41 protein-coding genes and 1 tRNA gene are annotated in these 19,349 nt (G+C 60.4%); 20 read left to right on the top strand and 22 right to left on the bottom strand.

Annotated features, from left to right (window positions below):
• Positions 1-22: 22 nt before the first annotated feature.
• The 19 genes from DK391_RS17210 to DK391_RS17115 all read left to right on the top strand — a co-directional run bounded on the left by DK391_RS17210 (position 23) and on the right by DK391_RS17115 (position 9,867).
• Positions 23-256 (top strand): hypothetical protein, encoded by a 234-nt coding sequence (locus DK391_RS17210; RefSeq protein ID WP_109479177.1) that lies wholly within the window; start codon positions 23-25, stop codon positions 254-256.
• Positions 253-741, top strand: coding sequence for a DUF1064 domain-containing protein (locus DK391_RS17205; protein WP_109479176.1), 489 nt, complete (start codon positions 253-255; stop codon positions 739-741). The genes DK391_RS17210 and DK391_RS17205 overlap by 4 nt, the downstream gene beginning before the upstream one ends.
• A 3-nt stretch (positions 742-744) precedes the next feature.
• Positions 745-1,218 (top strand): DUF1367 family protein, encoded by a 474-nt coding sequence (locus DK391_RS17200; protein ID WP_109479175.1) that lies wholly within the window; start codon positions 745-747, stop codon positions 1,216-1,218.
• 65 nt (positions 1,219-1,283) lie between these two features.
• The gene (locus DK391_RS17195) at positions 1,284-1,922 is read left to right on the top strand and encodes a helix-turn-helix transcriptional regulator (RefSeq protein ID WP_162600836.1); all 639 of its coding nucleotides are present in this window, start codon (positions 1,284-1,286) and stop codon (positions 1,920-1,922) included.
• Positions 1,923-1,949: 27 nt separating this feature from the next.
• On the top strand, positions 1,950-2,789 hold the full coding sequence (locus DK391_RS17190; RefSeq protein WP_109479173.1) for a hypothetical protein: 840 nt from the start codon (positions 1,950-1,952) through the stop codon (positions 2,787-2,789).
• A complete protein-coding gene (locus DK391_RS17185; RefSeq protein ID WP_109479172.1) occupies positions 2,790-4,343 on the top strand; it encodes a hypothetical protein in 1,554 nt (517 codons plus the stop codon).
• Between the two features lie 8 nt (positions 4,344-4,351).
• Positions 4,352-4,627: a hypothetical protein gene (locus DK391_RS17180; RefSeq protein WP_109479171.1), complete on the top strand. Its 276-nt coding sequence runs from the start codon at positions 4,352-4,354 to the stop codon at positions 4,625-4,627.
• A 20-nt stretch (positions 4,628-4,647) separates the two neighbouring features.
• Entirely contained in the window at positions 4,648-5,205 is a 558-nt protein-coding gene (locus DK391_RS17175) for a hypothetical protein (RefSeq protein ID WP_109479170.1), read from the top strand.
• The gene (locus tag DK391_RS17170) at positions 5,202-5,762 is read left to right on the top strand and encodes a hypothetical protein (protein ID WP_109479169.1); all 561 of its coding nucleotides are present in this window, start codon (positions 5,202-5,204) and stop codon (positions 5,760-5,762) included. The genes DK391_RS17175 and DK391_RS17170 overlap by 4 nt, the downstream gene beginning before the upstream one ends.
• A complete protein-coding gene (locus DK391_RS17165; RefSeq protein WP_109479168.1) occupies positions 5,759-6,061 on the top strand; it encodes a hypothetical protein in 303 nt (100 codons plus the stop codon). The genes DK391_RS17170 and DK391_RS17165 overlap by 4 nt, the downstream gene beginning before the upstream one ends.
• A complete protein-coding gene (locus tag DK391_RS17160) occupies positions 6,061-6,276 on the top strand; it encodes a hypothetical protein (protein WP_109479167.1) in 216 nt (71 codons plus the stop codon). Before DK391_RS17165 ends, DK391_RS17160 begins: the two co-directional genes overlap by 1 nt.
• A gap of 103 nt (positions 6,277-6,379) precedes the next feature.
• Positions 6,380-7,147, top strand: coding sequence for a hypothetical protein (locus DK391_RS17155; protein ID WP_109479166.1), 768 nt, complete (start codon positions 6,380-6,382; stop codon positions 7,145-7,147).
• On the top strand, positions 7,147-7,344 hold the full coding sequence (locus tag DK391_RS17150) for a hypothetical protein (RefSeq protein WP_109479165.1): 198 nt from the start codon (positions 7,147-7,149) through the stop codon (positions 7,342-7,344). Before DK391_RS17155 ends, DK391_RS17150 begins: the two co-directional genes overlap by 1 nt.
• Positions 7,341-7,649 carry a hypothetical protein gene (locus DK391_RS17145; RefSeq protein WP_109479164.1) on the top strand — a complete coding sequence of 103 codons (309 nt, stop codon included), beginning with the start codon at positions 7,341-7,343 and terminating at the stop codon, positions 7,647-7,649. Before DK391_RS17150 ends, DK391_RS17145 begins: the two co-directional genes overlap by 4 nt.
• Positions 7,646-7,861, top strand: coding sequence for a hypothetical protein (locus tag DK391_RS17140; RefSeq protein WP_109479163.1), 216 nt, complete (start codon positions 7,646-7,648; stop codon positions 7,859-7,861). The genes DK391_RS17145 and DK391_RS17140 overlap by 4 nt, the downstream gene beginning before the upstream one ends.
• Positions 7,862-7,866: 5 nt before the next feature.
• Positions 7,867-8,064, top strand: a complete 198-nt coding sequence (locus DK391_RS17135) for a hypothetical protein (RefSeq protein WP_109479162.1) — start codon at positions 7,867-7,869, stop codon at positions 8,062-8,064.
• A gap of 97 nt (positions 8,065-8,161) precedes the next feature.
• On the top strand, positions 8,162-8,473 hold the full coding sequence (locus tag DK391_RS17130; RefSeq protein WP_162600835.1) for a hypothetical protein: 312 nt from the start codon (positions 8,162-8,164) through the stop codon (positions 8,471-8,473).
• Positions 8,474-9,165: 692 nt separating this feature from the next.
• Positions 9,166-9,564 (top strand): DNA-binding protein, encoded by a 399-nt coding sequence (locus tag DK391_RS17120; protein ID WP_109479159.1) that lies wholly within the window; start codon positions 9,166-9,168, stop codon positions 9,562-9,564.
• A gap of 6 nt (positions 9,565-9,570) precedes the next feature.
• Positions 9,571-9,867 (top strand): hypothetical protein, encoded by a 297-nt coding sequence (locus DK391_RS17115; RefSeq protein ID WP_109479158.1) that lies wholly within the window; start codon positions 9,571-9,573, stop codon positions 9,865-9,867.
• Positions 9,868-9,913: 46 nt separating this feature from the next.
• On the opposite strand, the gene DK391_RS17110 is transcribed toward DK391_RS17115, so the two are convergent.
• The 3 genes from DK391_RS17110 to DK391_RS17105 form a co-directional block, all read right to left on the bottom strand.
• On the bottom strand, positions 9,914-10,162 hold the full coding sequence (locus tag DK391_RS17110; protein WP_162600834.1) for a hypothetical protein: 249 nt from the start codon (positions 10,160-10,162) through the stop codon (positions 9,914-9,916).
• 611 nt (positions 10,163-10,773) lie between these two features.
• Positions 10,774-10,900: transfer RNA gene (locus tag DK391_RS44330), tRNA-Thr, on the bottom strand.
• Positions 10,901-11,049: 149 nt separating this feature from the next.
• Positions 11,050-11,286, bottom strand: coding sequence for a hypothetical protein (locus DK391_RS17105; protein WP_109479156.1), 237 nt, complete (start codon positions 11,284-11,286; stop codon positions 11,050-11,052).
• Between the two features lie 73 nt (positions 11,287-11,359).
• On the opposite strand from DK391_RS17105, the gene DK391_RS17100 reads away from it, so the two are divergent.
• Positions 11,360-11,539 carry a transcriptional regulator gene (locus DK391_RS17100; protein ID WP_109479155.1) on the top strand — a complete coding sequence of 60 codons (180 nt, stop codon included), beginning with the start codon at positions 11,360-11,362 and terminating at the stop codon, positions 11,537-11,539.
• On the opposite strand, the gene DK391_RS17095 is transcribed toward DK391_RS17100, so the two are convergent.
• From DK391_RS17095 to DK391_RS44310, 19 genes are all read right to left on the bottom strand, one after another.
• On the bottom strand, positions 11,536-11,757 hold the full coding sequence (locus DK391_RS17095; protein ID WP_109479154.1) for a hypothetical protein: 222 nt from the start codon (positions 11,755-11,757) through the stop codon (positions 11,536-11,538). The genes DK391_RS17100 and DK391_RS17095 overlap by 4 nt on opposite strands.
• Positions 11,758-11,790: 33 nt before the next feature.
• Positions 11,791-12,225: a phage protein NinX family protein gene (locus DK391_RS17090; protein ID WP_109479153.1), complete on the bottom strand. Its 435-nt coding sequence runs from the start codon at positions 12,223-12,225 to the stop codon at positions 11,791-11,793.
• A gap of 120 nt (positions 12,226-12,345) precedes the next feature.
• Positions 12,346-12,729, bottom strand: coding sequence for a hypothetical protein (locus tag DK391_RS17085; RefSeq protein ID WP_162600833.1), 384 nt, complete (start codon positions 12,727-12,729; stop codon positions 12,346-12,348).
• 14 nt (positions 12,730-12,743) lie between these two features.
• The gene (locus tag DK391_RS17080; RefSeq protein WP_109479151.1) at positions 12,744-13,019 is read right to left on the bottom strand and encodes a hypothetical protein; all 276 of its coding nucleotides are present in this window, start codon (positions 13,017-13,019) and stop codon (positions 12,744-12,746) included.
• Positions 13,016-13,393, bottom strand: a complete 378-nt coding sequence (locus DK391_RS17075; protein WP_109479150.1) for a phage protein NinX family protein — start codon at positions 13,391-13,393, stop codon at positions 13,016-13,018. The genes DK391_RS17080 and DK391_RS17075 overlap by 4 nt, the downstream gene beginning before the upstream one ends.
• 10 nt (positions 13,394-13,403) lie before the next feature.
• Positions 13,404-13,733: a hypothetical protein gene (locus DK391_RS17070; protein ID WP_109479149.1), complete on the bottom strand. Its 330-nt coding sequence runs from the start codon at positions 13,731-13,733 to the stop codon at positions 13,404-13,406.
• Positions 13,734-13,740: 7 nt separating this feature from the next.
• A complete protein-coding gene (locus tag DK391_RS44325) occupies positions 13,741-13,899 on the bottom strand; it encodes a hypothetical protein (RefSeq protein WP_162600832.1) in 159 nt (52 codons plus the stop codon).
• Positions 13,896-14,327 (bottom strand): hypothetical protein, encoded by a 432-nt coding sequence (locus DK391_RS17065; protein WP_109479148.1) that lies wholly within the window; start codon positions 14,325-14,327, stop codon positions 13,896-13,898. The genes DK391_RS44325 and DK391_RS17065 overlap by 4 nt, the downstream gene beginning before the upstream one ends.
• Complete coding sequence (locus DK391_RS17060; protein ID WP_109479147.1) at positions 14,324-14,713, bottom strand: hypothetical protein; 390 nt, start codon at positions 14,711-14,713, stop codon at positions 14,324-14,326. The genes DK391_RS17065 and DK391_RS17060 overlap by 4 nt, the downstream gene beginning before the upstream one ends.
• Positions 14,714-15,038: 325 nt before the next feature.
• Positions 15,039-15,209: a hypothetical protein gene (locus DK391_RS44320; RefSeq protein WP_162600831.1), complete on the bottom strand. Its 171-nt coding sequence runs from the start codon at positions 15,207-15,209 to the stop codon at positions 15,039-15,041.
• Positions 15,206-15,379, bottom strand: coding sequence for a hypothetical protein (locus DK391_RS44315; protein ID WP_162600830.1), 174 nt, complete (start codon positions 15,377-15,379; stop codon positions 15,206-15,208). Before DK391_RS44315 ends, DK391_RS44320 begins: the two co-directional genes overlap by 4 nt.
• A 2-nt stretch (positions 15,380-15,381) precedes the next feature.
• Positions 15,382-15,576, bottom strand: a complete 195-nt coding sequence (locus DK391_RS17050; protein WP_109479145.1) for a hypothetical protein — start codon at positions 15,574-15,576, stop codon at positions 15,382-15,384.
• Positions 15,577-15,798: 222 nt separating this feature from the next.
• Positions 15,799-16,008 (bottom strand): hypothetical protein, encoded by a 210-nt coding sequence (locus DK391_RS17045; protein ID WP_109479144.1) that lies wholly within the window; start codon positions 16,006-16,008, stop codon positions 15,799-15,801.
• Positions 16,005-16,373 (bottom strand): hypothetical protein, encoded by a 369-nt coding sequence (locus tag DK391_RS44890; RefSeq protein WP_204117379.1) that lies wholly within the window; start codon positions 16,371-16,373, stop codon positions 16,005-16,007. Before DK391_RS44890 ends, DK391_RS17045 begins: the two co-directional genes overlap by 4 nt.
• Positions 16,357-16,734 carry a hypothetical protein gene (locus DK391_RS17035; protein WP_109479143.1) on the bottom strand — a complete coding sequence of 126 codons (378 nt, stop codon included), beginning with the start codon at positions 16,732-16,734 and terminating at the stop codon, positions 16,357-16,359. The genes DK391_RS44890 and DK391_RS17035 overlap by 17 nt, the downstream gene beginning before the upstream one ends.
• The gene (locus DK391_RS17030; RefSeq protein WP_109479142.1) at positions 16,731-17,180 is read right to left on the bottom strand and encodes a hypothetical protein; all 450 of its coding nucleotides are present in this window, start codon (positions 17,178-17,180) and stop codon (positions 16,731-16,733) included. Before DK391_RS17030 ends, DK391_RS17035 begins: the two co-directional genes overlap by 4 nt.
• A complete protein-coding gene (locus DK391_RS17025; protein ID WP_109479141.1) occupies positions 17,177-17,959 on the bottom strand; it encodes a hypothetical protein in 783 nt (260 codons plus the stop codon). Before DK391_RS17025 ends, DK391_RS17030 begins: the two co-directional genes overlap by 4 nt.
• On the bottom strand, positions 17,952-18,608 hold the full coding sequence (locus tag DK391_RS17020; RefSeq protein ID WP_109479140.1) for a hypothetical protein: 657 nt from the start codon (positions 18,606-18,608) through the stop codon (positions 17,952-17,954). The genes DK391_RS17025 and DK391_RS17020 overlap by 8 nt, the downstream gene beginning before the upstream one ends.
• A gap of 7 nt (positions 18,609-18,615) precedes the next feature.
• On the bottom strand, positions 18,616-18,837 hold the full coding sequence (locus DK391_RS44310; protein WP_162600829.1) for a hypothetical protein: 222 nt from the start codon (positions 18,835-18,837) through the stop codon (positions 18,616-18,618).
• Between the last annotated feature and the right edge of the window lie 512 nt (positions 18,838-19,349).

Below are 19,349 nucleotides of genomic sequence, written 5' to 3'. Positions count from 1 at the left end.
AAATAGACGGGTCTATGTGCGCATGATTCAAACGGTAATTCTCGTGTCCGGCGCGCTCGCGATATGGCTCACGCAACTGGGGAGTCTGCGCGCGAGCCGCGCCGCTTGCGTCATCGGCCTGATTGGTCAGCCGTGCTGGCTATACGCCACGTTCACGGCAGGGCAGTGGGGCATGTTCGCACTGTCGATGTTCTACACCGGCGCATGGCTTGTCGGCATCCGCACTTACTGGTTCAAGAGAGGCCGTCGCGCATGAATCCCTCCCATAAACGCCGCCTGCGCGCGAAGAACCCGCGCCGGGCGCGCCTCACGGAAGCTGAGTTCCGCGCATTAGAGGCGAATCTCGCACGCAAACAGGGTCGCGAGCCGGGCGGCGCGCCGGAAGCCAAGCCGTCAAAGATGCGCAACAAGCGCGTGACCATCGGTGAGCGCACTTTCGCGAGCATGCGCGAGGCAGATCGCTTTGTGCTGCTCAGTGCCGCGCAGGACGCGGGCGAAATCACCGAACTGCAATGCCAGGTGCGCTTTGTCCTCGCGCCCGCCGTCGATATCGGCGAGAAGCGCAAAAAGCCCGCGCTGCGCTACTTCGCTGACTTCGTCTATGTCGTCGTGAAGACGGGCGTGTATGGCGAGGCAGGCCAAACCATTGTCGAAGACTCGAAGGGTTTTCAGACGCGCGCATACCGCGACCGCAAGCACCTCATGAAAACGGTGCACGGCATCGACATTCGCGAGGTGTGACGGGTGGAAGTGCTGCTCATCAAGCGCCCGGACGGCTCTTTCGTGCCCGCCGATGCCGAACAGGCCGAACTCGCCGCCAAGCTGCCCGTCGGCAAGCTCATCCGCTCCGATCTAAAGCGCGTGCGCAATCCGCGCTTCCATCGGAAGTTCTTCGCCCTGTTGCAGATCGGCTATGAGGCATGGGAGCCGCCGCCGCGCTTCCACAAGGGGTACGAGGTGCAATCGACGTTCGAGCAGTTCCGCGCCGACGTGACGATTCTCGCTGGCTATTTCGACGTGAGCACGCGGCTTAACGGCAGCGTGCGCGTGACACCGAAAAGCATCGCGTTTGGTTCGATGCCAGAAGAAGACTTCGAGCAGCTTTACAGCAAGGCAATCGACGTACTGCTGCAAAACGTGCTCGTGACCTACACCCGCGCCCAGTTGGACGCGGTTATCAACGAGCGGGTAGACCGCATATTGGGGTTCGTCGGATGAAAAACAAAACAGCCGTCACGGACGCGCAGCGCGACGCGCAGGTCCGGCAAGCTCTCAAGCGCTTCGTGCGCAACAAGAACAAGCCTGAGGACTTGGAGACGTTGCGTTTCAATCTGATCGTAGCGCGCGTCATGTCGGGTATGACCGCCGTAGAGGCGGCCGAACGCTTTGGCTACAAGAACTCGACGCAGATCAGCCTCATTGAGTCGGGTGACCGGCCCACGCCGCGCGATCACCAGTTCCTGCGGCAGGCATCCGACGTGTACGCCGTCTCGTGCGATTTCCTGTTGGGGCTCTCGCCGCACATGGAGTTTGACGGCCGCGTCGCACATCAGCACGCACTCATGCGCGGTGCTGAGTCGATATTGGGCGGGCTCGCTGCTCAGTTCGCCACGGTGATGATCCAGTACACCAGTCAGACGCAGCCGGTGCCTGAGGACTTCGAGCGCGTGAGTACAGCCGCGCATGAGGTCGAGCAGGCACTCGCCATCGCCCGTAAGCACGGCATCGAAGAAGTACGCGGCAGTTCCGCACTTGTCATCGCCGCCGAAAAGCTCTCGCAGGCCGTCGCTCCGCTTCGCCAGAAGGTAATGCGCTATCGCGCCATCGACAGCTATTTCGATGAACTGCGCGCGGGCCGCCTCAAACCGATCGAATACCTCACCGAACGCTACAGCCAGCAAGAGCTAGGGCTCGACGGCTAACGCACGCTCACACACGTAAGGAAACACATGGCAACTCGCAAGACACCGGGTGGGCGGCGCGCAGGTAAGAGCGCAAACGATCAACCTGAGAATCAACCCGCCAAGCAGCCGGGCAAAGATGCGCCCGCGCCTAAGGGGAAGGCAAAGCCTCAGGCGGCGCGCAAGGTGCCCGCAAAGAAGGCCGCACCGGCGAAGCAGGCACCGGCTAGGAAGGCCGCCAAGGCACCGGCGCAGCGTAAGGGAGCGAATCCGCTGAAAGCCGGCACGCCCGCACCCATGCCGCCCGTAGAGAAGAAAGAAACGGCCAGCGTGCTCAAGCGACTGGTAGGGCGGCCGACTGTCTACCGCGATGAGTTCGTAGACATGATCCTTGCGTTCTTTCGCATTGACGTCGAGCGCTCAGTAGAGGTGACCAAGGCCGATAAGGAAGGCAAGCCGATGACGGTCACTGAAACCGTGCTCAATCGCTTCCCGACGCTCGAACGTTTCGCCGACTCAATCGGGGGCACGCGGCAGACCCTTCACGACTGGTCTGTAGCGACCGAAAAGGACGGTAAGACCCTCAAGCACCCGGAATTTTCTTACGCCTACGCGCGTAGCCGGGATTTGCAGTCGGCATTGCTTCAAGAGGGCGGTTTGGGCGGCCAATATGAGTCGCGCCTCGCAACCCTTGCACTGAAGAACATCGCCGGATGGCGCGAGCAGGTTGATGCGCAGGTCACGACGGCCGTCACGACCGCCACAACCGACGAATTGAACGAGGTGTACCGGCAGGGTATCGAGCGGGCGGCGCGTGCTCGTGCAGAGGCAGAGGCCCGCAAGCAGGCGGAATTGCAGCTAGGCGAACAGAACGGGCAGGGCGAGTAAGTGGCGCAAACCCGTATCTCGCTGCCGCTGGACGCCCGCTATCGCTCGTTTGTCGAGCGGTACGCGTTCGATTGCGTGCGCTTCGCTATCGAGGTATGCGGGCTTGTGCCGACGTGGCAGCAGATCGAGCTATTCCAGAGCGTCAGTGATCCGGGCTCGCGCACCTCGGTATCGTCGGGCCACGGTACGGGCAAGACGTCGGGCTTTGCCATCATCGCCCTGTGGCACCTGCTCTGTTACTTCTGCTCGAACACAATCCTCACCGCGCCGAAGATCACGACCGTATCGGATGGTGTCTGGAAAGAGTTCGCCGACCTCTCGACCAAAATCCAGAACGGCCCGCAGTCGTGGATCAGGGAGTATTTCGAGATTGAGTCTGAGCGCGTCTATGTGAAGGGCTTCAAGCTCAACTGGTTTGTCATCGCAAAGACCGCGCCGCGTGGCTCCCCTGAAAACCTCGCAGGTGCGCACCGTGACTGGCTGCTGTGGCTAGGCGATGAGGCGTCGGGTATTCCCGACTCGAATTTCGGCGTTATCACCGGCTCCCTCACGGACGCGAACAACCGCATTGCCATTGCGTCGCAGCCGACCCGGCCGACGGGCTTTTTCTACGACACGCACCACAAACTGAGCCGCGATCATGGCGGCGTGTGGAATGCCCTCGTGTTCAACAGCGAGGAATCGCCGATTGTGTCGGCCGCGTTCATTCTGGAAAAGCGGCAGCAGTACACCGAAGAAGAATATTCGATCAAGGTGCTCGGCGAGTTCCCTGAGAACAGCAGCCGCTTTCTACTTGGTCCGAAAGCTATCGAGGCGGCATACGGGCTCGAAGTCATCAAGCCGGGCGAGCCTTACGGCTGGCTGCTGCCGCTCGACGTCGCAGGTGGCGGCTATCGCGACTGGTCGGTTATGCCTGCGTTCAAGGTCAACGGCCAGGGCGAATACGGCCCGGACGCGCGCCGTGCGCAGCTTACGACCGTGCCGCTGCACTCGAACACCATCAATCCGGCCGAACTGCACGGCCATGTAATCACGGAATCGCGCGAGCGACCGAACTCGAACGCACTGATCGACGCGGGCGGTATGGGCCTGATCGTGTGCAAGCAACTGGACCTTGACGGCTTCGCCAACTACACAAAGGTCAATTGGGGCGCGCCGAACTTCGCCACGGAATACAAGGAACGGTATTTCAACCAGCGTGCGCAGGCTATCTGCGGCCTCTCGCGCGCGGTGCAGGAAGGTCGGTTCGGTATCTCTGCGGACGTGCCTAAGTCGTTCGTCAAAAAGCTCGTGGAACAGGGCTCACGCATTCCCTACAGCTATGACGAAAAGGCCCGCCGCGTGATCGCGAAGAAAGACGACATGCGCAAAGAGGGCATCCCCTCGCCGGACATTTGGGACACATGCTCATTCGTTTTTCTGGAGAACGCGACCGTCTCGCTCGCAGAGGACTTTGACACCGGCGCGGGTGCCGACAACAAGGCCGCCGCGCGCGCTCGCGTGATGGAGAGATTGCAGCAACAGGCCGCACAAAACGCCGCGCCGGCGAACTAGGAAAACCGATGGACGGTAAGGAAAAACCCCTCTCGATAATCAGTCGCACCGATGCAGAAGCGGCCGGGCTCGTGCGCTTCTATACCGGCAAGGCGTGCCGCCACGGCCATACGGTCGAGCGCTATGTGAAGTCGGGCCTGTGCGTGGAGTGCAACCGCGCGCGCTCGCGTGTGACGGTAAAGGCGCACTACGGGCGGCACAAGGCCCGGATTCTGGACAGCAAACGCACGTACTACGCGAACAAGAAACAGCAGCAACAGGCCGCCACGCAGGCGACGGAATAACCCTCAACCAACCCATAACTATGACGAACAAGGTAATCGCGCTGACGGCTCTCGACGGCAGCAAGTGGCATATCCCCGCCAAGGTCGTAGAGGACTCGTACAACGGCTACTACAAGGGCAGGCGCGTTGCGGATGATGATGACCTCGCCGACTGGGCGCAGAACAATATGAACTGGTCGGACGTCAAGGCGCACGCCCTGCAGGTGCAGGGAGCCGACGAAAACAACATGGAAGACTCGTGGGCGAATGGCGAAATGGAAGTGATCGACGCGCCGCCGCCTGAGCCTACGCCGCCCGCTGTACCGGCCGCGCCCGCCGTCGCGCAGGCATTCCCGATCACTCGCAAGATGCCGACCAACGCGCTCGACAAGCTCTTTAAGAATGCCGGGCTCGTGCGCGGTGTCGAGACGTCGATTGTGCTGGCGCACGATGCGGACCCGCTCGAAGTGATTCAGGCCATCGCCGCCGATGCGCTCACGCAGGAAAAGACCAAAGAGCGTCGCCTCGTGCTCGAAGGAATCCGCCTGGCATGCGAGCGCACGATTGCCCTGCAACAACCGGCGCAGGTGAAGGCATGAGCGGCGATATGAATATCCGCATTTCGCCGGACAGCACCGGCCCGGTCGAAATCACGATCAAGGGCGGGCACCTCGTGCTCGGCGGCGTGGTGAGTTTCGACCGCGAGGCGCACTTTGATGGCACGGTCACCCTCGATGGCGCGCTGACCCATACGGTGCCCGTCTCTGATCCGGTTGTGCAAGAGACGTTCGCGCAGGTCAAGGCGGCGAGCGATGCCGATACGGTTTTCGTGACCGTCCCGATGGACGCGCCGCACCACTTCTGGACCGAACTCGCTGACATGATCCGCGCAGAGACGGACAAGGCGCACAACGAAGGCAGGCGTTTCCGCTGCATTCTGCTGCGCGGCTCGGACGTGACGCTGGCAAGCGAGGCGGCGCAACTGCTCACGCGCGCCGAAATGATCGGCCTTTACAACGGCATGAAAGAGGACGCCCGCACGATTCTCGCGAACGTCGAGCCGGGTGACCACGGAGACGCGATTCTCGAAGCATTCGGGCGGCGCGTTATCGAGGCAACCATGCAACGCCTGCACCGCATCGGGGAACTGGCATGAGCGGCTTTCCCGACGCACACACGGTCGCGCGCGTGCGCGTGCTGTACGAGGAAATCGACAAGAGCGAGTCAGAGGAAAGCGCCTTGCGTGCCGCCATCAAAAAGGCGCAGGCCGACCTCGCCACACTCGAAATGGCGCGCGTGGACAAAGAGCGCGAGCGCGCCCAGCTCATGCGCGCAATGGACCTCATTCCGGACAACAACGGCTATTACGAGCGGCGCGACGAATTTGTACGCCTGCTCATTGCGCAATCCATCGTCAATCCGCTCGCAATGGTGAGCAACAAAGGGGAAAAGTAATGGCCATCGCATTGATGCTCGCACTGAATTTTGTCGTTAGCTGGATCAATTGTTGGTCCGTCGGCGGCATCTGGCGCGAGTCGCGCGCATTGGGCGGCGCGTTCGTGCTCGTGGCGCTGCTCGTGGCGTTCGCCCTTGCTGGCGGCTTCATCCTCACGGCCGTCCTGATCCGGCGTTACTCGCGCCGCCTCTCGATGCCGCAACAGGTCGCGTAAGCATGGGCCTCAATCCGTGGCTCGTATGGGCCATTTTCTGGCAGGCCGTCGCGCACGGCTGCAACCCCTTCAATCCGCAACAGTCAACGCAACAGGTGAATAAATGAGCGACATTCGCGACGAATTGCTGGCGGCAAACCCGCACGCCTTTGACATGGTCCGCAATGGCGGCACGCACGATCACGGTTTCGTCACCGCTGTGCCGGGCCACTCGCATGGCATCGCACCGTTGGTTGTCGGTCACTCGCACGCACACGCGCACACGATCACTGATCCGGGCCACTCGCACGGTATCAGCGTGAGCCCGGCCGAACGCGCGCAGGCGCTGCTCGACGCCAATGGCGGCGCGCTCGATACGCTCATCGGCCTGATCGAGCGCGGCCCGCTGTGGGATGGCGACGTGCCTAGCAAGGCAGGCCGTGAAGCGCTGTTCGAGCAAGGGCTCGCGGCGCGCGTCATTGTCGATGGCGAGGACGGATATACGGCGGCCACGTATGCGGGCGCGGCGGCCTTTAAGCAGCGTTACGGCGGCGCCACCATCAGGCAGGCCATGCAGGCCCGTAAAACGGCCCGCAACGCGTCGCGCGCCGCCGCACCGAACATCAGGTATGCGGTGATGGTCGGTGACCTGTGCGCGGCATACGTGATCGGCCCGCTCGGGCGCGAGGGCAACGAGGTGCGGCTCACGGTTGACGGCTTCGAATCGACCGCACTTGTCGGCCGTCTCGTGGCTGATCCTGCGCCCACTGTTGCCGCTCAGACGTTTGAGCGCGACGGTGAGGTTTGCGACGCGAAAACGCACCGCTCGATTGGCGGCACCGGCGCGAGAGGCCACAAGGGTGATTTGGGTCGCGTAGTAGGCGGCGCGTGATGGTCGGTGCCGTCATCACTCTCTCAGTGCTGGCGGTGCTGGCTATCGCCGGGTGGGCGTGGTGCGCGGTCGCGTGCCACTCGCACCGCAAGCGCGCAGAAGACTTCCAGCACCAATACAACTGGCTCGAAACGCGTCATGCGCTCGTGTCCGAACAACTCGCCCGCGTGCGGGCTCAACAGAAGGAAACGCAATGAATTTCAGGGAAGTGCTGTTTTTCGTCGTCATCGTCATCGGCTCGTATCTCGGCAAGGCGTTGATCGTCCTGGCTGAATTGCTGTTCGCGGCGGCGCGCTTTGTCGGCGGCTTCATCTTCCGTCGCGGCGTGAGCGCGCTTGTCGTCGCGGTGCTCGTGTTCTCCGTGGTAGTGGTGATCGAAACCATCGGCGAGCCGGGTCACGCCTTCACGGCCGATAGCGCGTTGCGCACGCACGCGCTCGTCGTGTTCCTGTTGCTGATCGGCATTGGCGCAGGCCGCGAAAGCGCGCGAGGTGAGCAATGAAAGAACGCCTCATCGAACTCGCGGTAAATGCCTTGCTCTCGCCTCTGACGCTCGCGCTCATCGTGCTGACGTGGTGGCTCAAAGGCTTGACGGCCGCTGTCGTGTTTCTCGACTCGCATCCCAAAACTGGCACGTTCCTGATTGCCGTGCTGGCGCTCATCCTGTGTTGGCAGATCTACAGGGCGGGCGGCCTGCGAGGCCCGCACGGATGATCCGCATGTGGCTGTTGGTCGGCGCAGTGCTGTCGGGCTGCGCCCATGTGCAGGTGGTGCCGGTCATTAATCCCGACACGCTAGACGTCTCGTGTTGCGTGGCATACGCGGAAATCCCGCCATCGCCGCGGGTAAGCGCGACGGTCACCTATTCCGATGAGAAGGGCGCTAAGGTCAAGCTCGGCGCAAAGTGGAGATTCTGATATGCGAGGAATTGTCATTGTCTGTGGCTCGCTCTCGTATAGCGGGGATATCGTGCGCGAGATAGCGGCCGTCGAGAAAGCATTCGAGTGCGTACCAATGAGCGGCACCATCGAGCTAACCCCGGTGGACCCTGAGCAGTTCGACCGCTTCATCGACGCAATAGTCCGAATGGAACCGCCGCAAATGCCGCAGAAAACGCTAGACGGCTTGCTAGGACGGCTTGACTACCTGCGCCAGCCCGTCGAGTTCAAGGCCGAATGCGAGCCGCCCTATGAGCGGCGCAGCGAGGCCGGACAACTGCGGCGCGAGAACATATGGCGCGAGAAGCAGGCGCGCGCGCTGTTCAATGCCCGCGTGAATCAGGAACGGCGCAAGCGCAAGCAGATGCGCGGCATCGGTCGCCGATAGCGGCGGGCTGTGATAGCATCGCGTCTATCGGGCGATGGAACTACCGGACTGGACCGGCCAAAGCGACGGTTGTTTACAACTTCGTGAGTTTCAACCTAAGCAGTCGAAAAATCCGCCCGCGTGGCGGATTTTTCTTTTGTGCAGCAGGCGTGCAAAAAGCCTGATCGACAACTGTGTCGTTTTCGGGGGCGATAAATCGCTGAAAGCCAAGGCTGGCGGGGCTTTGGCCATGGTCGACAACTTTGCATGTTTTGTTGCGGTTGCGGCGCAATGGCGGTTCACGATACCCTGGAGGAATTATGGCGAGCGATGGCGGGAGTGGCGGCACGCGGTGCGACTACGAGGTTTTGCCGCGCGCGCCGGAAGTTGGGGGGGGATGGCGATTGCGCTTGCTGCAAGACGGTGTGGAAGTGGGCGGCGGCGTGTACCCGGCTGATCCGATGGCTGCGGCATGTACAGGCATTGCTTGGTGGAACTGCCTTGACGGGGAGACGCGCAGGGAATGGATGCGGGCGGCAGGAGATACCGGGCGCGTCGTGGATGCCTACGGTGCGTACCTTCGGAACGAGGCGCATTGCGAGGCGATGGACGCAGGCGACGCGTGGATTCTGTCTCTCTGAGGCGACATAGCGCGCCGCGCGAGCCCGCGAGAATGCGTCAAAATGTGGGTTCACCACAGAGGAGCCATAGCCATGCCCGCCCGTATTCCGCTTGACCCGATATTGCCGGATAACTTCGACAACACGCCCAATGAGGACCGCAGCGCAGCGGAACTCGATGCCTGGTGGGATAAGCCATTCGGCGTGACGATGGATGACGGCAAGATCGACGTCCGCTGTCTGAATGGCGGCGCATGGGACCGGCCGACGTACTGGGGCGTAGCCGATGACTACGAGGCCGCCTGCGCGCTCGCGGAACAGCAAATGACGCGATGGAACGAATACCGCTCGCGCCCGGTGCTCAGGGGTAGCGCTGATCGTTTCTTTGCGGTGATCGTATCGCTGCGTCCCGGCGTGCCGGAACAGGTGCTTGAGGAATTTGGCTCCATCGAAGAAGCGAGCGCGTGGATGCACAAAAACTATCCGGGGTGACTTGCCATGTCGCGATACCGCTACACCGTCGAGCCGCGCGCTGAAGCCTACGGCGGCGGCTATCACCTGCACCTGTATGTTGGCGATATGCGGGTGCGCAGCGAAATGTTTCCGGCCAATCGACACGAGGAACCCCGCAAGGGCATCGCGTGGTTCACTGCGCGGCCTGAGGTTGAGCGTGCGAAGTGGCTGAAAGAGGCGAACAGTGCGCGGCCGGTCGATGCCTGGGGCGCGTACCTGCAAATGCTGGCGCTCGATGAGGCCAGAAGCGAGGGGGATTTGTGGCTTGCGATGCGCCAATGATAACGCGGGCGCAAGGCCCGCGTGTGTGTCGTGCTCGTTGAGATTTTCAGCGAGCCTTGGCGATTTCAGACGCGGCCCATGCGGCGTGTTGTTTGGCTTCCTGCATCAGAGTTTTCAACTCAGCGGCTTGCGCAGGATCGTCCGCGCTCATTGTTTCGAGCACGGTCATGAACACGTTGGCCTCGGTGAAGGCGCTCGACAGAGCCTTTGCGCGGTCGAGCGGCGGCGCGCCTGCTTCCAGTGCTACTTTTCCTTCGATGACACTGCGCGAAATTTCCATGATGCCGCGCATCACGGTTGTATCGAACTTGACATGCAAGAGGTGGGGGCGATTCATTGCGGCCTCGTGTGGTGGATTAGAACGCCATTATGCCGCGCCTGACTAGTCGCCATGCGTTGAGAGTGGCCGGTGCTGCAATCCTTCCGGCTTTGCGGTCCAGAGTACACCGCGAACGGTACGGCCGCGCGTCAGCCCGCGCTATTCCCCTCTCACTGCTGGCGACTGGCCGGATTTGGTGTGCTGGCATTTAGGCCCATTACCGGACGCTGCCGCGCGTTCAATCGCCATGAGTGAGTGTGCGGACCCTTCCTCCGCTCGTGTCCCGGTAGCTTGGACTTTAACGCCATGCCCCACCACTCGCACGGTCTATTGCTTTCAGGCTCCGCGCCGAACGCTACATCGTTCAATCGACGCTTTCCTTACTGACTCACCGCCGCCCTCGGTTTCGCATCTGTTGAGAGTGCCGGGCGCTAATCCGGCTCTGGTATTCCGCGTCGGCTACGTGCCTCGTGTGCAGTGGGCTTCGACGGGCTTTCGCCCTCTACTGGTGTCACTGCTCGTCTCACTTCGCGCCTGCCGCTCCAGCCCTGCTCTATGGCGTGTCTGCTTTCCACGCTGACCCTCAGAACGGCCGACGGGATTCGAACCCGCGACGATACCGGCCGATACCCAGAGATACACAGGGCCGCTAAACCCTGCACAGCGCTCCGCTCCCCATACGAGGGGTGCTCTACCTGACTGAGCTACGACCGTTCTGAGAGTGCTTTCACGTTTCGCGCTCGACGCTCGCATATGGCAGCGTTAAGGAATTGAGAAGTGACCCTACGAGCAGCCGCGCCCACCGACTGCCGCCGAACCCTCGACGTGAAAGCGAGGCCAGTCTATCAGTGCACTCTCATGCGTCAACTGTTTTTCGCCGCCTCGCGGGCGATATGCAACAGCCCCTGCGCGATCACCACGTTCGCATTGTGCGCGACGTCGGCCGCACCGTTTTTCAGCATCATGAGCGGCATGTGCGCGGCTATCTGCTCCCACTCGGCGAGCAGTGCGGCCGGGTTCGGGTGCGTCTTGAACAGCACGCCAAGCGCGGCCGTGAATACCGTGGCCGTGTCGGCACCGTCTGATTGAGGCAGTTCCATCGCAAAACCCTCCATACTGCAAAATGCAGATACAGACCGGCGCAAAGATCGGCCTTTTGCTAATATCTATGCTATGAAAAATGCAGACTTCCAACATAGCCTTGCGGTGCTCGGATGGAGCCAGCGAGCATTCGCGCAACGGTTCGACGTCGATCCAACGACGGTGTCGCGTTGGGTGAGTGCGGGCAAGTTTCCGAAATGGGTGAGCGAGTATCTATCGCTCGCGGTGCGCGTGAAAACGCTGCTCGACTAGGCGGCGCGTTCATTGTCGATGAGACGGCGCAGGCGCGTTTCGTCGGTGTCGCTGACGTCCCAATGGCGCAGGAACCCGGTGAGAATCGTCTCTGCGGTGCCAAGGTATGCGCCGTGCTGTTTGCTGCCGGGCGGGTGCTCGCGGGCCTGTACGATGCGCCGCATGATCGCGGCGCGCACCGTTTCTAAGTGCTGCTCGTATGTCGGGTCCGGCTTCATGGTGTTGAATCGGGAATCCTCGTTGGGCGTTGACTAGATTCCGTCCGCCATCTTCTGTGGCGAAACCCAGTTGCCGAATTTCAGGCCGACAAAGGCGCGCATGCCAGCAAGCAGATATGTCTCGCTCCATTTATCGGTCCACTGCGGGCAGCGATACTTCATCGTGCCGTCACGTTTCTTTTTGCACTCGATAGAAAGGCCTTCGCGTTCAAGAATCGGTCCACCTACGCGCCAATCGATAGAGGGGTTGTAATTCATGTAATCATCCGGCTTGCGGTCCTCAAAATCTACCGAAGGGTCTAAATCAGGCAAAACCTCGTGCTCGAATGCGAAACTGGGTGCGAAACAGCCAGAAAACGGGTCGTCGTTCGGCCGGGACAATATCACCGCTCGCTCGATGCCGTCCGCACGCGCAACCCAGTAATCAAGTTGAGGACCGGAAAGGTCGGAGACTTTCAATCGCTTCATTTCGTGATGCTCGGTCCAAAATCACGAATTATAGGCTAGGAAAAAGAAAGCGCTCCCTCTGTTCGCGCCGTTGGAGTAGGCGAGGGAGCGCTTTGTGCTGCTAGAAAAATGTTTGTGGCTTTAGCCGCCGTGTGCGTGGCAGTAGCCGCCGTCTTCGCGAAGCTTTTTCCAGTCTTGTGCCGACAGGGCTTGAGGCCTCACGATAGGATTTTTGCAGCGCTGCCCCTTCACTGTCGTTCCTGAGCAGTAGACAAGCCCTTGCGATTCAAACCATTCGAGGTATTCAGCTTTCGTGAGACCGACGAGTTCGGCATAAATAGCCGTAGGGTCATCGGCCAGCCTTAGAACCTGCTCAGGGGTGGCGTCAATCCATTCAAAACCGCCCATTCCCGGCACGCCCACCGTAAGCGCACATTCTGTGTATCTTGCTCGTACATTACATCCTGCACCGTTTGCTCGTGCAAGGGCCTCAACAACCGCCTTGCTAATTTCACTTTGATTCATATCGGGTCATCGAATCATTCGAGGTCACTGGGGAGAGCGAACGAAATAGCGATTTCGTGGCCTGATCGACCAATTTTGTGCGTCACAAAATCAACCATCATCGAAACACTTCCGTAAATACCCAGTTCTTCGCCGAACTTTTCCTTCAATTTTTGCTCGGGATAATCGGATGGAAATAAATCACGGCTGATATCGAGATACTCTCCCTCGCGCGGAATATGATCTAGATCGATTGTAAAATCGATATGGTCGTCGCTCGATGCAAATGAATAGTGAAACTGTACTTTCATGCCGGTTCATCCTTTGTATCAAATTGAACGTCGTAGCCAAAGTGCGCCAGCACAACCGCACGACACACGGCAATCGCTGCCGTCTCGCCGAATCCGGTTCTCCAAAGGCCGTCACGGTGCGGGACGTTTGACGCCCACTCATTGATTGCCGGGCGGTATTCAAGCGTTGGCTTGAATCGCTCGATGACAGTCATAGCATCGCGTGGATTGCTCGAATACTGCGGGCACACGCGCGCCGCGCCGCGCTCGCCATAGGCGAGCCAGTACATATGCGGTGCGGTCTGATTGTGAATATGCCGCTCGCTGCGCTTTTCGCCCAGGGCGATAGCAACCCATACATCGAGCGTCGCGCCGGTGAGTTCAGACACCTTCATTCAATCCTCGCTAAAACGAAACGGTAATGCCGCCGCCAAGCTGCGCGCAGGCGGAAATGAACGTGCGAATCTGTCTAAGGCCATCGGTATCGAGTGCGGCTACAAACTCGCGGCGGCCGTGGCGTTCGAGGCAATACGTGCGAAACGCTTCTAGGTCGGTCGGCGCGTCCGCTTCGAGGCGTGCCGTAGCCTCGGGCGAAATGTTGTCCATATCGTCTCTGAACGGATCGCGTTGAGCGTGGTTGTCGAAAGGCCGGGCGAGCGCGATAACCAATCCGCCTGCATCGCGCCAGCGCAGATCCGTACTCAGATCATCTTTCGCCCAAAGGTGCATTCCCATTTGATCCTCAATGCAATGCGCGCAGGCGCTTCTGTTCCTGAAAATCCGCCCACATAACGTCGAACTGCTCGCGCGTCATGTCGGGCCTGAAAGAGCGAACCACGTCGAACCATTCGTTCGCGTCGTATTCGTTGAGCCTCGCTTGCTCGGCGTCCGTTTGCGTCATAACGTCCTCGCAGCATATCCGGCATAGTCGAACGTAGCGGACAGCGTGACTGTTTCTGCAAGATCGGCCCGCCGCGACACCTGCGCGCCGTGACTTTCGGCCGTCTCAATCTCAACCTCTACGCTCGCCAGTTCTTCCGGCGATAGAGCGTAGTACGTGGTGTTTTCGGTGAATGACATGTGCCACTCGTCGGAACCTGCATCGGGCTCGATGGGCTCATACGCCTCGCGGGTGAGTTTCACGAACGCGTAACGCCGCGTGATCTTCACGTCAATCGCGATCACGTTATAGCCTGCCTTGCGCTCGCCACGGCGGAACCTGTTACGCACGGAGCGGCCATTGACGATGATGGATTCAGGGATAGGATCACGGTGCCCGGCTTCAATTTGCTCAGGCTCACATTGTGGAAAGCTCATCAGCCGTTTCATTCGGTTTTCTCCGCTTTGGCGGCTTCGTGCTTTGCCTGAAACGCGGCCGTGACACGGTCGAAAATACCCGCGCGCATGGCCGTGTGAAGCACCGCGCGTAGGTAGACCTGCATCACCGTATCGGATGCCGCGACCTCTGCTTTCAGGCGGCGATTCGTGGCTTCGGCCACGCCTAGAACGATGGTTGCCAGTTGGTCGAGCGGATCAATCGGTTCCGATCTAGGTTTGCGCGTGCGGCCCTGTTTGCGCACCGCCACGGCAACGGCCTCGCTCGCGAGGTCATCTAGCCGCAGTTCGTCGGCGATGGCCGCCGTGCTGCCCTCGTGGTGCGGCGTCGCGGATTTCAGCAGCGCATCGAGCGCGGCTTTATCGACTAGGATTTTCATGCGGTTATCACTCGTGGCGGTCATTGAGCCTTAATTGTATGTTGTCACGAATGATTGTGCAATTCACTCAGTCCCATACTCGCTTGAAATTGGCCGTGCGCACGTATTTTTTTGCCCTCAGGTCATAGACGATGTTGTCGGGCGCGCACTCATCAATGTAGGTACGGATATCGTTAGTGGCCTGAGGCATCGAGATACCGAAATAGTCAATGAGTACAGCGCGACTGACCGAACCGTAATGCGCTACGAGGCAGTCGATGAAGCGTAGGCGTTGCTCAACTGCATATTTAAATCTCGGCACAACGGACTCCTTTTTCTGAGTGGGTTATTCAAATAATCCCGGCTGGCCCTTGATCGGCTCGAACACCACGCGCGCCGGGCGGGCCTGAATGATCGAATCGTAGCCGCGCATGTCGCGCACGGTGATATAGACGGGCGGGTAGTGGACGTTGTGCCCGGTTAGCCGCTCGCCCACATAGACCGGCTCGCGCTTCACTTCTGGCGTCCGTTCGTGCGATGGCGATTCAGGATTTGCTCGAACGACTTGGCAAGCTGGCCGCGCAGATACACGTATTCCTCATTGTGTTCGCCTGTGTCGTGCTGCAGGATGCGAAAGGCTTCCTCAAGCAAATCGCGCACGACGGGAGATTCCTTTTTCGTGCTCACGCTTACCTCACGTCGGGTTCAAGGCCAAGGGTCGAGAAAAGATCGCGGGGCGCGCCGCCGACAAACTCATCATCGACGGGCTTGCCAAACAGGTCCGTCGGGCAGGTTTTGTGTGCCATCTTGTCGTTGTCGTCTAGGATTGCTTCATGGTACGGCCGAATGAGGCCTTTGCATTTCGTGCATCGATCTTCGCTCACGGTGCCTCCTTTTGAGTGGGCGGGTTATTGCAGGTGTCGCAGGGGATGCCGCGCTTCGCGTCGCTGTAAGTGCACGTTACCCAGTCTGTCTTAGTGCCGCAACGCGCGCACGCGAATTTCGCGATCACTGGCGCGCCGTCATCGTCGCTATCGCCTGCATCTACTACGTGCATTCGAAGCACGCGCGGCGCACGCGGCTTTTCCGGCACTTCGCCGAATAGGTCAATCATGCTTAGTCTTCGCGGGTAGCAGGCCAAGGGATTTCGCGCACGAGGGGCAATAGTCCTTGCCCTTGTGGCGCACGAAACGATCTTTTGCGGCATTCGCGCGCGCCTCGCGCATGGTCGGCGGATCGGCAGCGGTCGCGCCATGTGTCCACATGCTGCAACCGTCGCCGTCGCAGAACACGTCAGCGGTATAGACGACGCTCATGCGTTGCCCCGTTTGCTTTCCCACAATTCGCGCAGCAACGCGTCTTTGTCACTATCCGTCAACTCCGCGAGCCAGTCATCGAACGTCAGTTCGTCAGCGTCGATATGGTCTAACTGCGGGTCCGCGCGCGGCTTGTTCGTCAGCACTTCGATGCGCGCGAGCGCTTCGTTGAAGTATTTCCAGCGGTCTTTCAACTGCACTTCCAGCGTGCTAATCCGCGCCTGCAATACGGCCTCACGGTCGAGCGCGTCCTGCGCCTTGACCCATTCACCATCGAACTCGGCGCGAGGCGTCACGCCCGTATCGCATTCGTCGCAGGCGCACCCGCGCAGGTCGAACCGCTCGAACTCAAATCGTTTGCTCATGATTTCCCTTGTCGTCGGGCAACGTTACCGGCGTGATTGCCGCCTGATACGCGTCCCACATGTCTTGCTTGTGCGCCCATGTGTATTTGCCATCGCTGCCGATAGCGTGCGCCGACGAATCAGGTTCAATGCCCTCGGCGCTTGGGTGCGTGCGGAAAAACGCCTCGAAGCGCTCGCGCAACGGATGACGCTGCATGCCCTCTGCCGTGTGCATCATACCGGCGCGCGCGATACGGTCGCTGCGTTGAAATTCGGTGAGCAGGTCGGAAAGATCATCCGTCGGGATGCTCACACGCGTTTTGTAGCCTTGCTCCAGAAGCGCGGCACTCAGGCGGCGCAAGGGGTCGGCGAAGGTGCTCATGCGTCGAGTTTCCTGAATGTGAGGAAAGGGGCTCGCTTGAGGTCAACAATCGAGGCGTCGAGCCATCCGCGCACATACGCATCGCCCTCAACGGAGCGCAGCAACTGGTGCGCCGCCTGGCCGATCATCGTCAGATACGCCGTTTTCTGCTCGCGCGTCATCGTGGCGACACCGCTTTTCGTGACCGCTTCGATAGCGAGATTCGCGATGCGCGTTTCCTCCGCTTCACTGAGCGGCGGGCCGGGCTCATCGAGCCATTCCGGGCGCGGACCAATGGGCGGCCTCCAGCGTTCCGCGCCATCGGTGTACGTGTAGCCAAGCCCTTCGAGCGTGAGCAGGGCAGTGCGCAGCTTGTTCTCACGCGCCGCCACGGCCGCGACGGCAACCGGGCAATCCACGTCATGCAGCGGGTGCTCACTGCGGCAGTCGTTGCAAATTTTGGTCATTGGTCTACGTCATCAAAGATCGAGCGGGTGCCGTCGGCGTTCATAAACGTGCCGTCCGGTGCGTAGTAATTCAGACCGCGCGAGCGCAGCATTTCCGCGTTCGCATCGAGCGTGCTGCCGTGCGTGTACAGCTTGGTTCCGACGTTGAGCGGGCGCGATGCTTCGATGATCGTGCCGATATCGTCGGGGTTTTCGCGCACGATGGCGGCGGGCGCGCTCGTCGGTGCGGCTTGCTGGCTTGCCTTGATTCGCAGGCTAACGACGGCTTGAATAGCTTCGAGTGAGCCGTAGACCATATGGCCGCCTGCGGTCGTGGCTGCTTCATGCGCGCTCGCACCGCTCAACTGCGGCACATTCGCATCGAGCCATTCCTGCACCTCGCGACCGCTCCACATTTTGCGCAGCATGGTGGGGAAGCGGGGCGGCGCGGCGGGCGTGGATAGTGCGGTTCTTGCAACTTCCGCAATATCAATGATGTTGTACCGGGTGATTTGCAACAGTTGGTACAGTTCACTTTCTGGCAAGGCCTTCATTTCCTCGGGCTTTGCGTCGCGCCACTTTTCAATGTAGCCCTCAAGCCATTCAGCGGTTACGCTAGATTCGAGTCGAGCATGGTCGCCGATGACGGCCGGGGATTCCGCTCGCTTGATGGCTGTCTCTGCCTCATCACGGTCAAAGCCGGGCATAGCGGGCAGAGCATCCGCAACCTCGCGCGGAATGTGGTCGATCCAGTCGAGCGCAGCGCGCAGATAAAACGCGGCATCGTTTCTTTCAGACATTGCGGCTCTCCTGTGCGGCAGTCATGGGAGTCAGCAGCGCGCCCTTAGGCAGGAATGCACGCAGCCGTTCGGCGAGGTTTGCGAGGTCGCTCGCCGCCATCGGCGAATCGTCGCGATTCGCCATGTACCCCGCGAGCGAGTGAAGCATGCGAATGTCGGTATCGGAGACGGCGCGCGGGCCTGCGCTTGCATATGCAGGCGCTTCACTGCAAAGCGGGTGGTGCAAGCCATTCCAGTCGCCAAGGCGGCGGCATCGGCACGGCTTGCTATCGGGCATCGGCATCCAGTGCGAGGGGCCGCCCGGCCCATCGACGGCGCGATTAATCATCCACGTAATGCCGTCGTTCGTGTCGATGAAAATCCAAGGCCACGCCCATCCCGGCGTGTACTTCGCCTGAGAGACACCATCGCTGCCGAACTTAATCAGGATGTTCGAGCCGTCGCGCGGCGCAGTCGCAATCGGTTGCCATAGATCAGGCGCAGCATTGGCGGCGTTGCGGTCGAGTGCAACCTGAAACACCCCGCCCATGTATTCGATGACGTCGTCGGCCGTCGAGCATGAGCCCTTGAATACCTCGCGCGCCGCGTCTTTCGTGCGCGCGATCAGGTCGGCCGATATTATCGGCTCGCGTTTGGTTGTGTCCGTCATAGCTCCCTCATGCCCGCAACAACGTGCGAGCGTCTTTTACGTTGGTGTCCTGCGGGCCGCGCTCGATGACGATGCCGCCCGGCAGGATGATGCGCACCGCGCCGCCCATTTCGTTAGCCAGATCCTGCGCAACTGCGACAGTGAGGCGTTGGATCAGCGGCGGGGTGACTCTGATTGCGCGCGAGTACGCGTTAATCGCTTCGTTTAATTCTCTGGCCGATGGCCTCATTTTCTTTCCCGCAATCTATATGTCTGGAGACTTACGTGTGCGGTGCCTCTGATACAGAGGTCTTATCTCAGACAGTGCCGCTCGGCACGCCTGGGCGGAAGCGCTGCGCACAAACTGCACACGCAGCGCGGTCATTATTATTGAGTGGTCGCGATAGTTGAATGAGCGCAGAAGCATGGGAATCCTCATCTAGTTCAAAGCAGCGAGATTGCTGCTAGGGCTCAAATGTATGTTGTCACGTTTGGTTGTGTCAAGCGGTTTTTAGGGCCGTAGGAAAACCCAAGCCGTATCAGGCCGTATCGAGCCGGACAATTGACGTCGAGTTATGGGGACCAACCGCAGCGCGAAGTGCCGCAGAACAAACGCAGGACATGCGCGGCATAGCCGCTCGAACGTGGGGACGGTCGAGCGGATCAATGGGAATTGATTCGGATTCGCGCACTCTCACCGACTCGCATTTGAGAGTTTGATAATTTAGTTTATGTCAAATGCCTTAAGTAGTCCTAACGGGT

The sequence above is a fragment of the Paraburkholderia sp. C35 genome (assembly GCF_003121405.1).
Taxonomy (GTDB): Bacteria; Pseudomonadota; Gammaproteobacteria; order Burkholderiales; family Burkholderiaceae; genus Paraburkholderia.
This window is presented reverse-complemented; position numbering and strand designations above follow the sequence as displayed.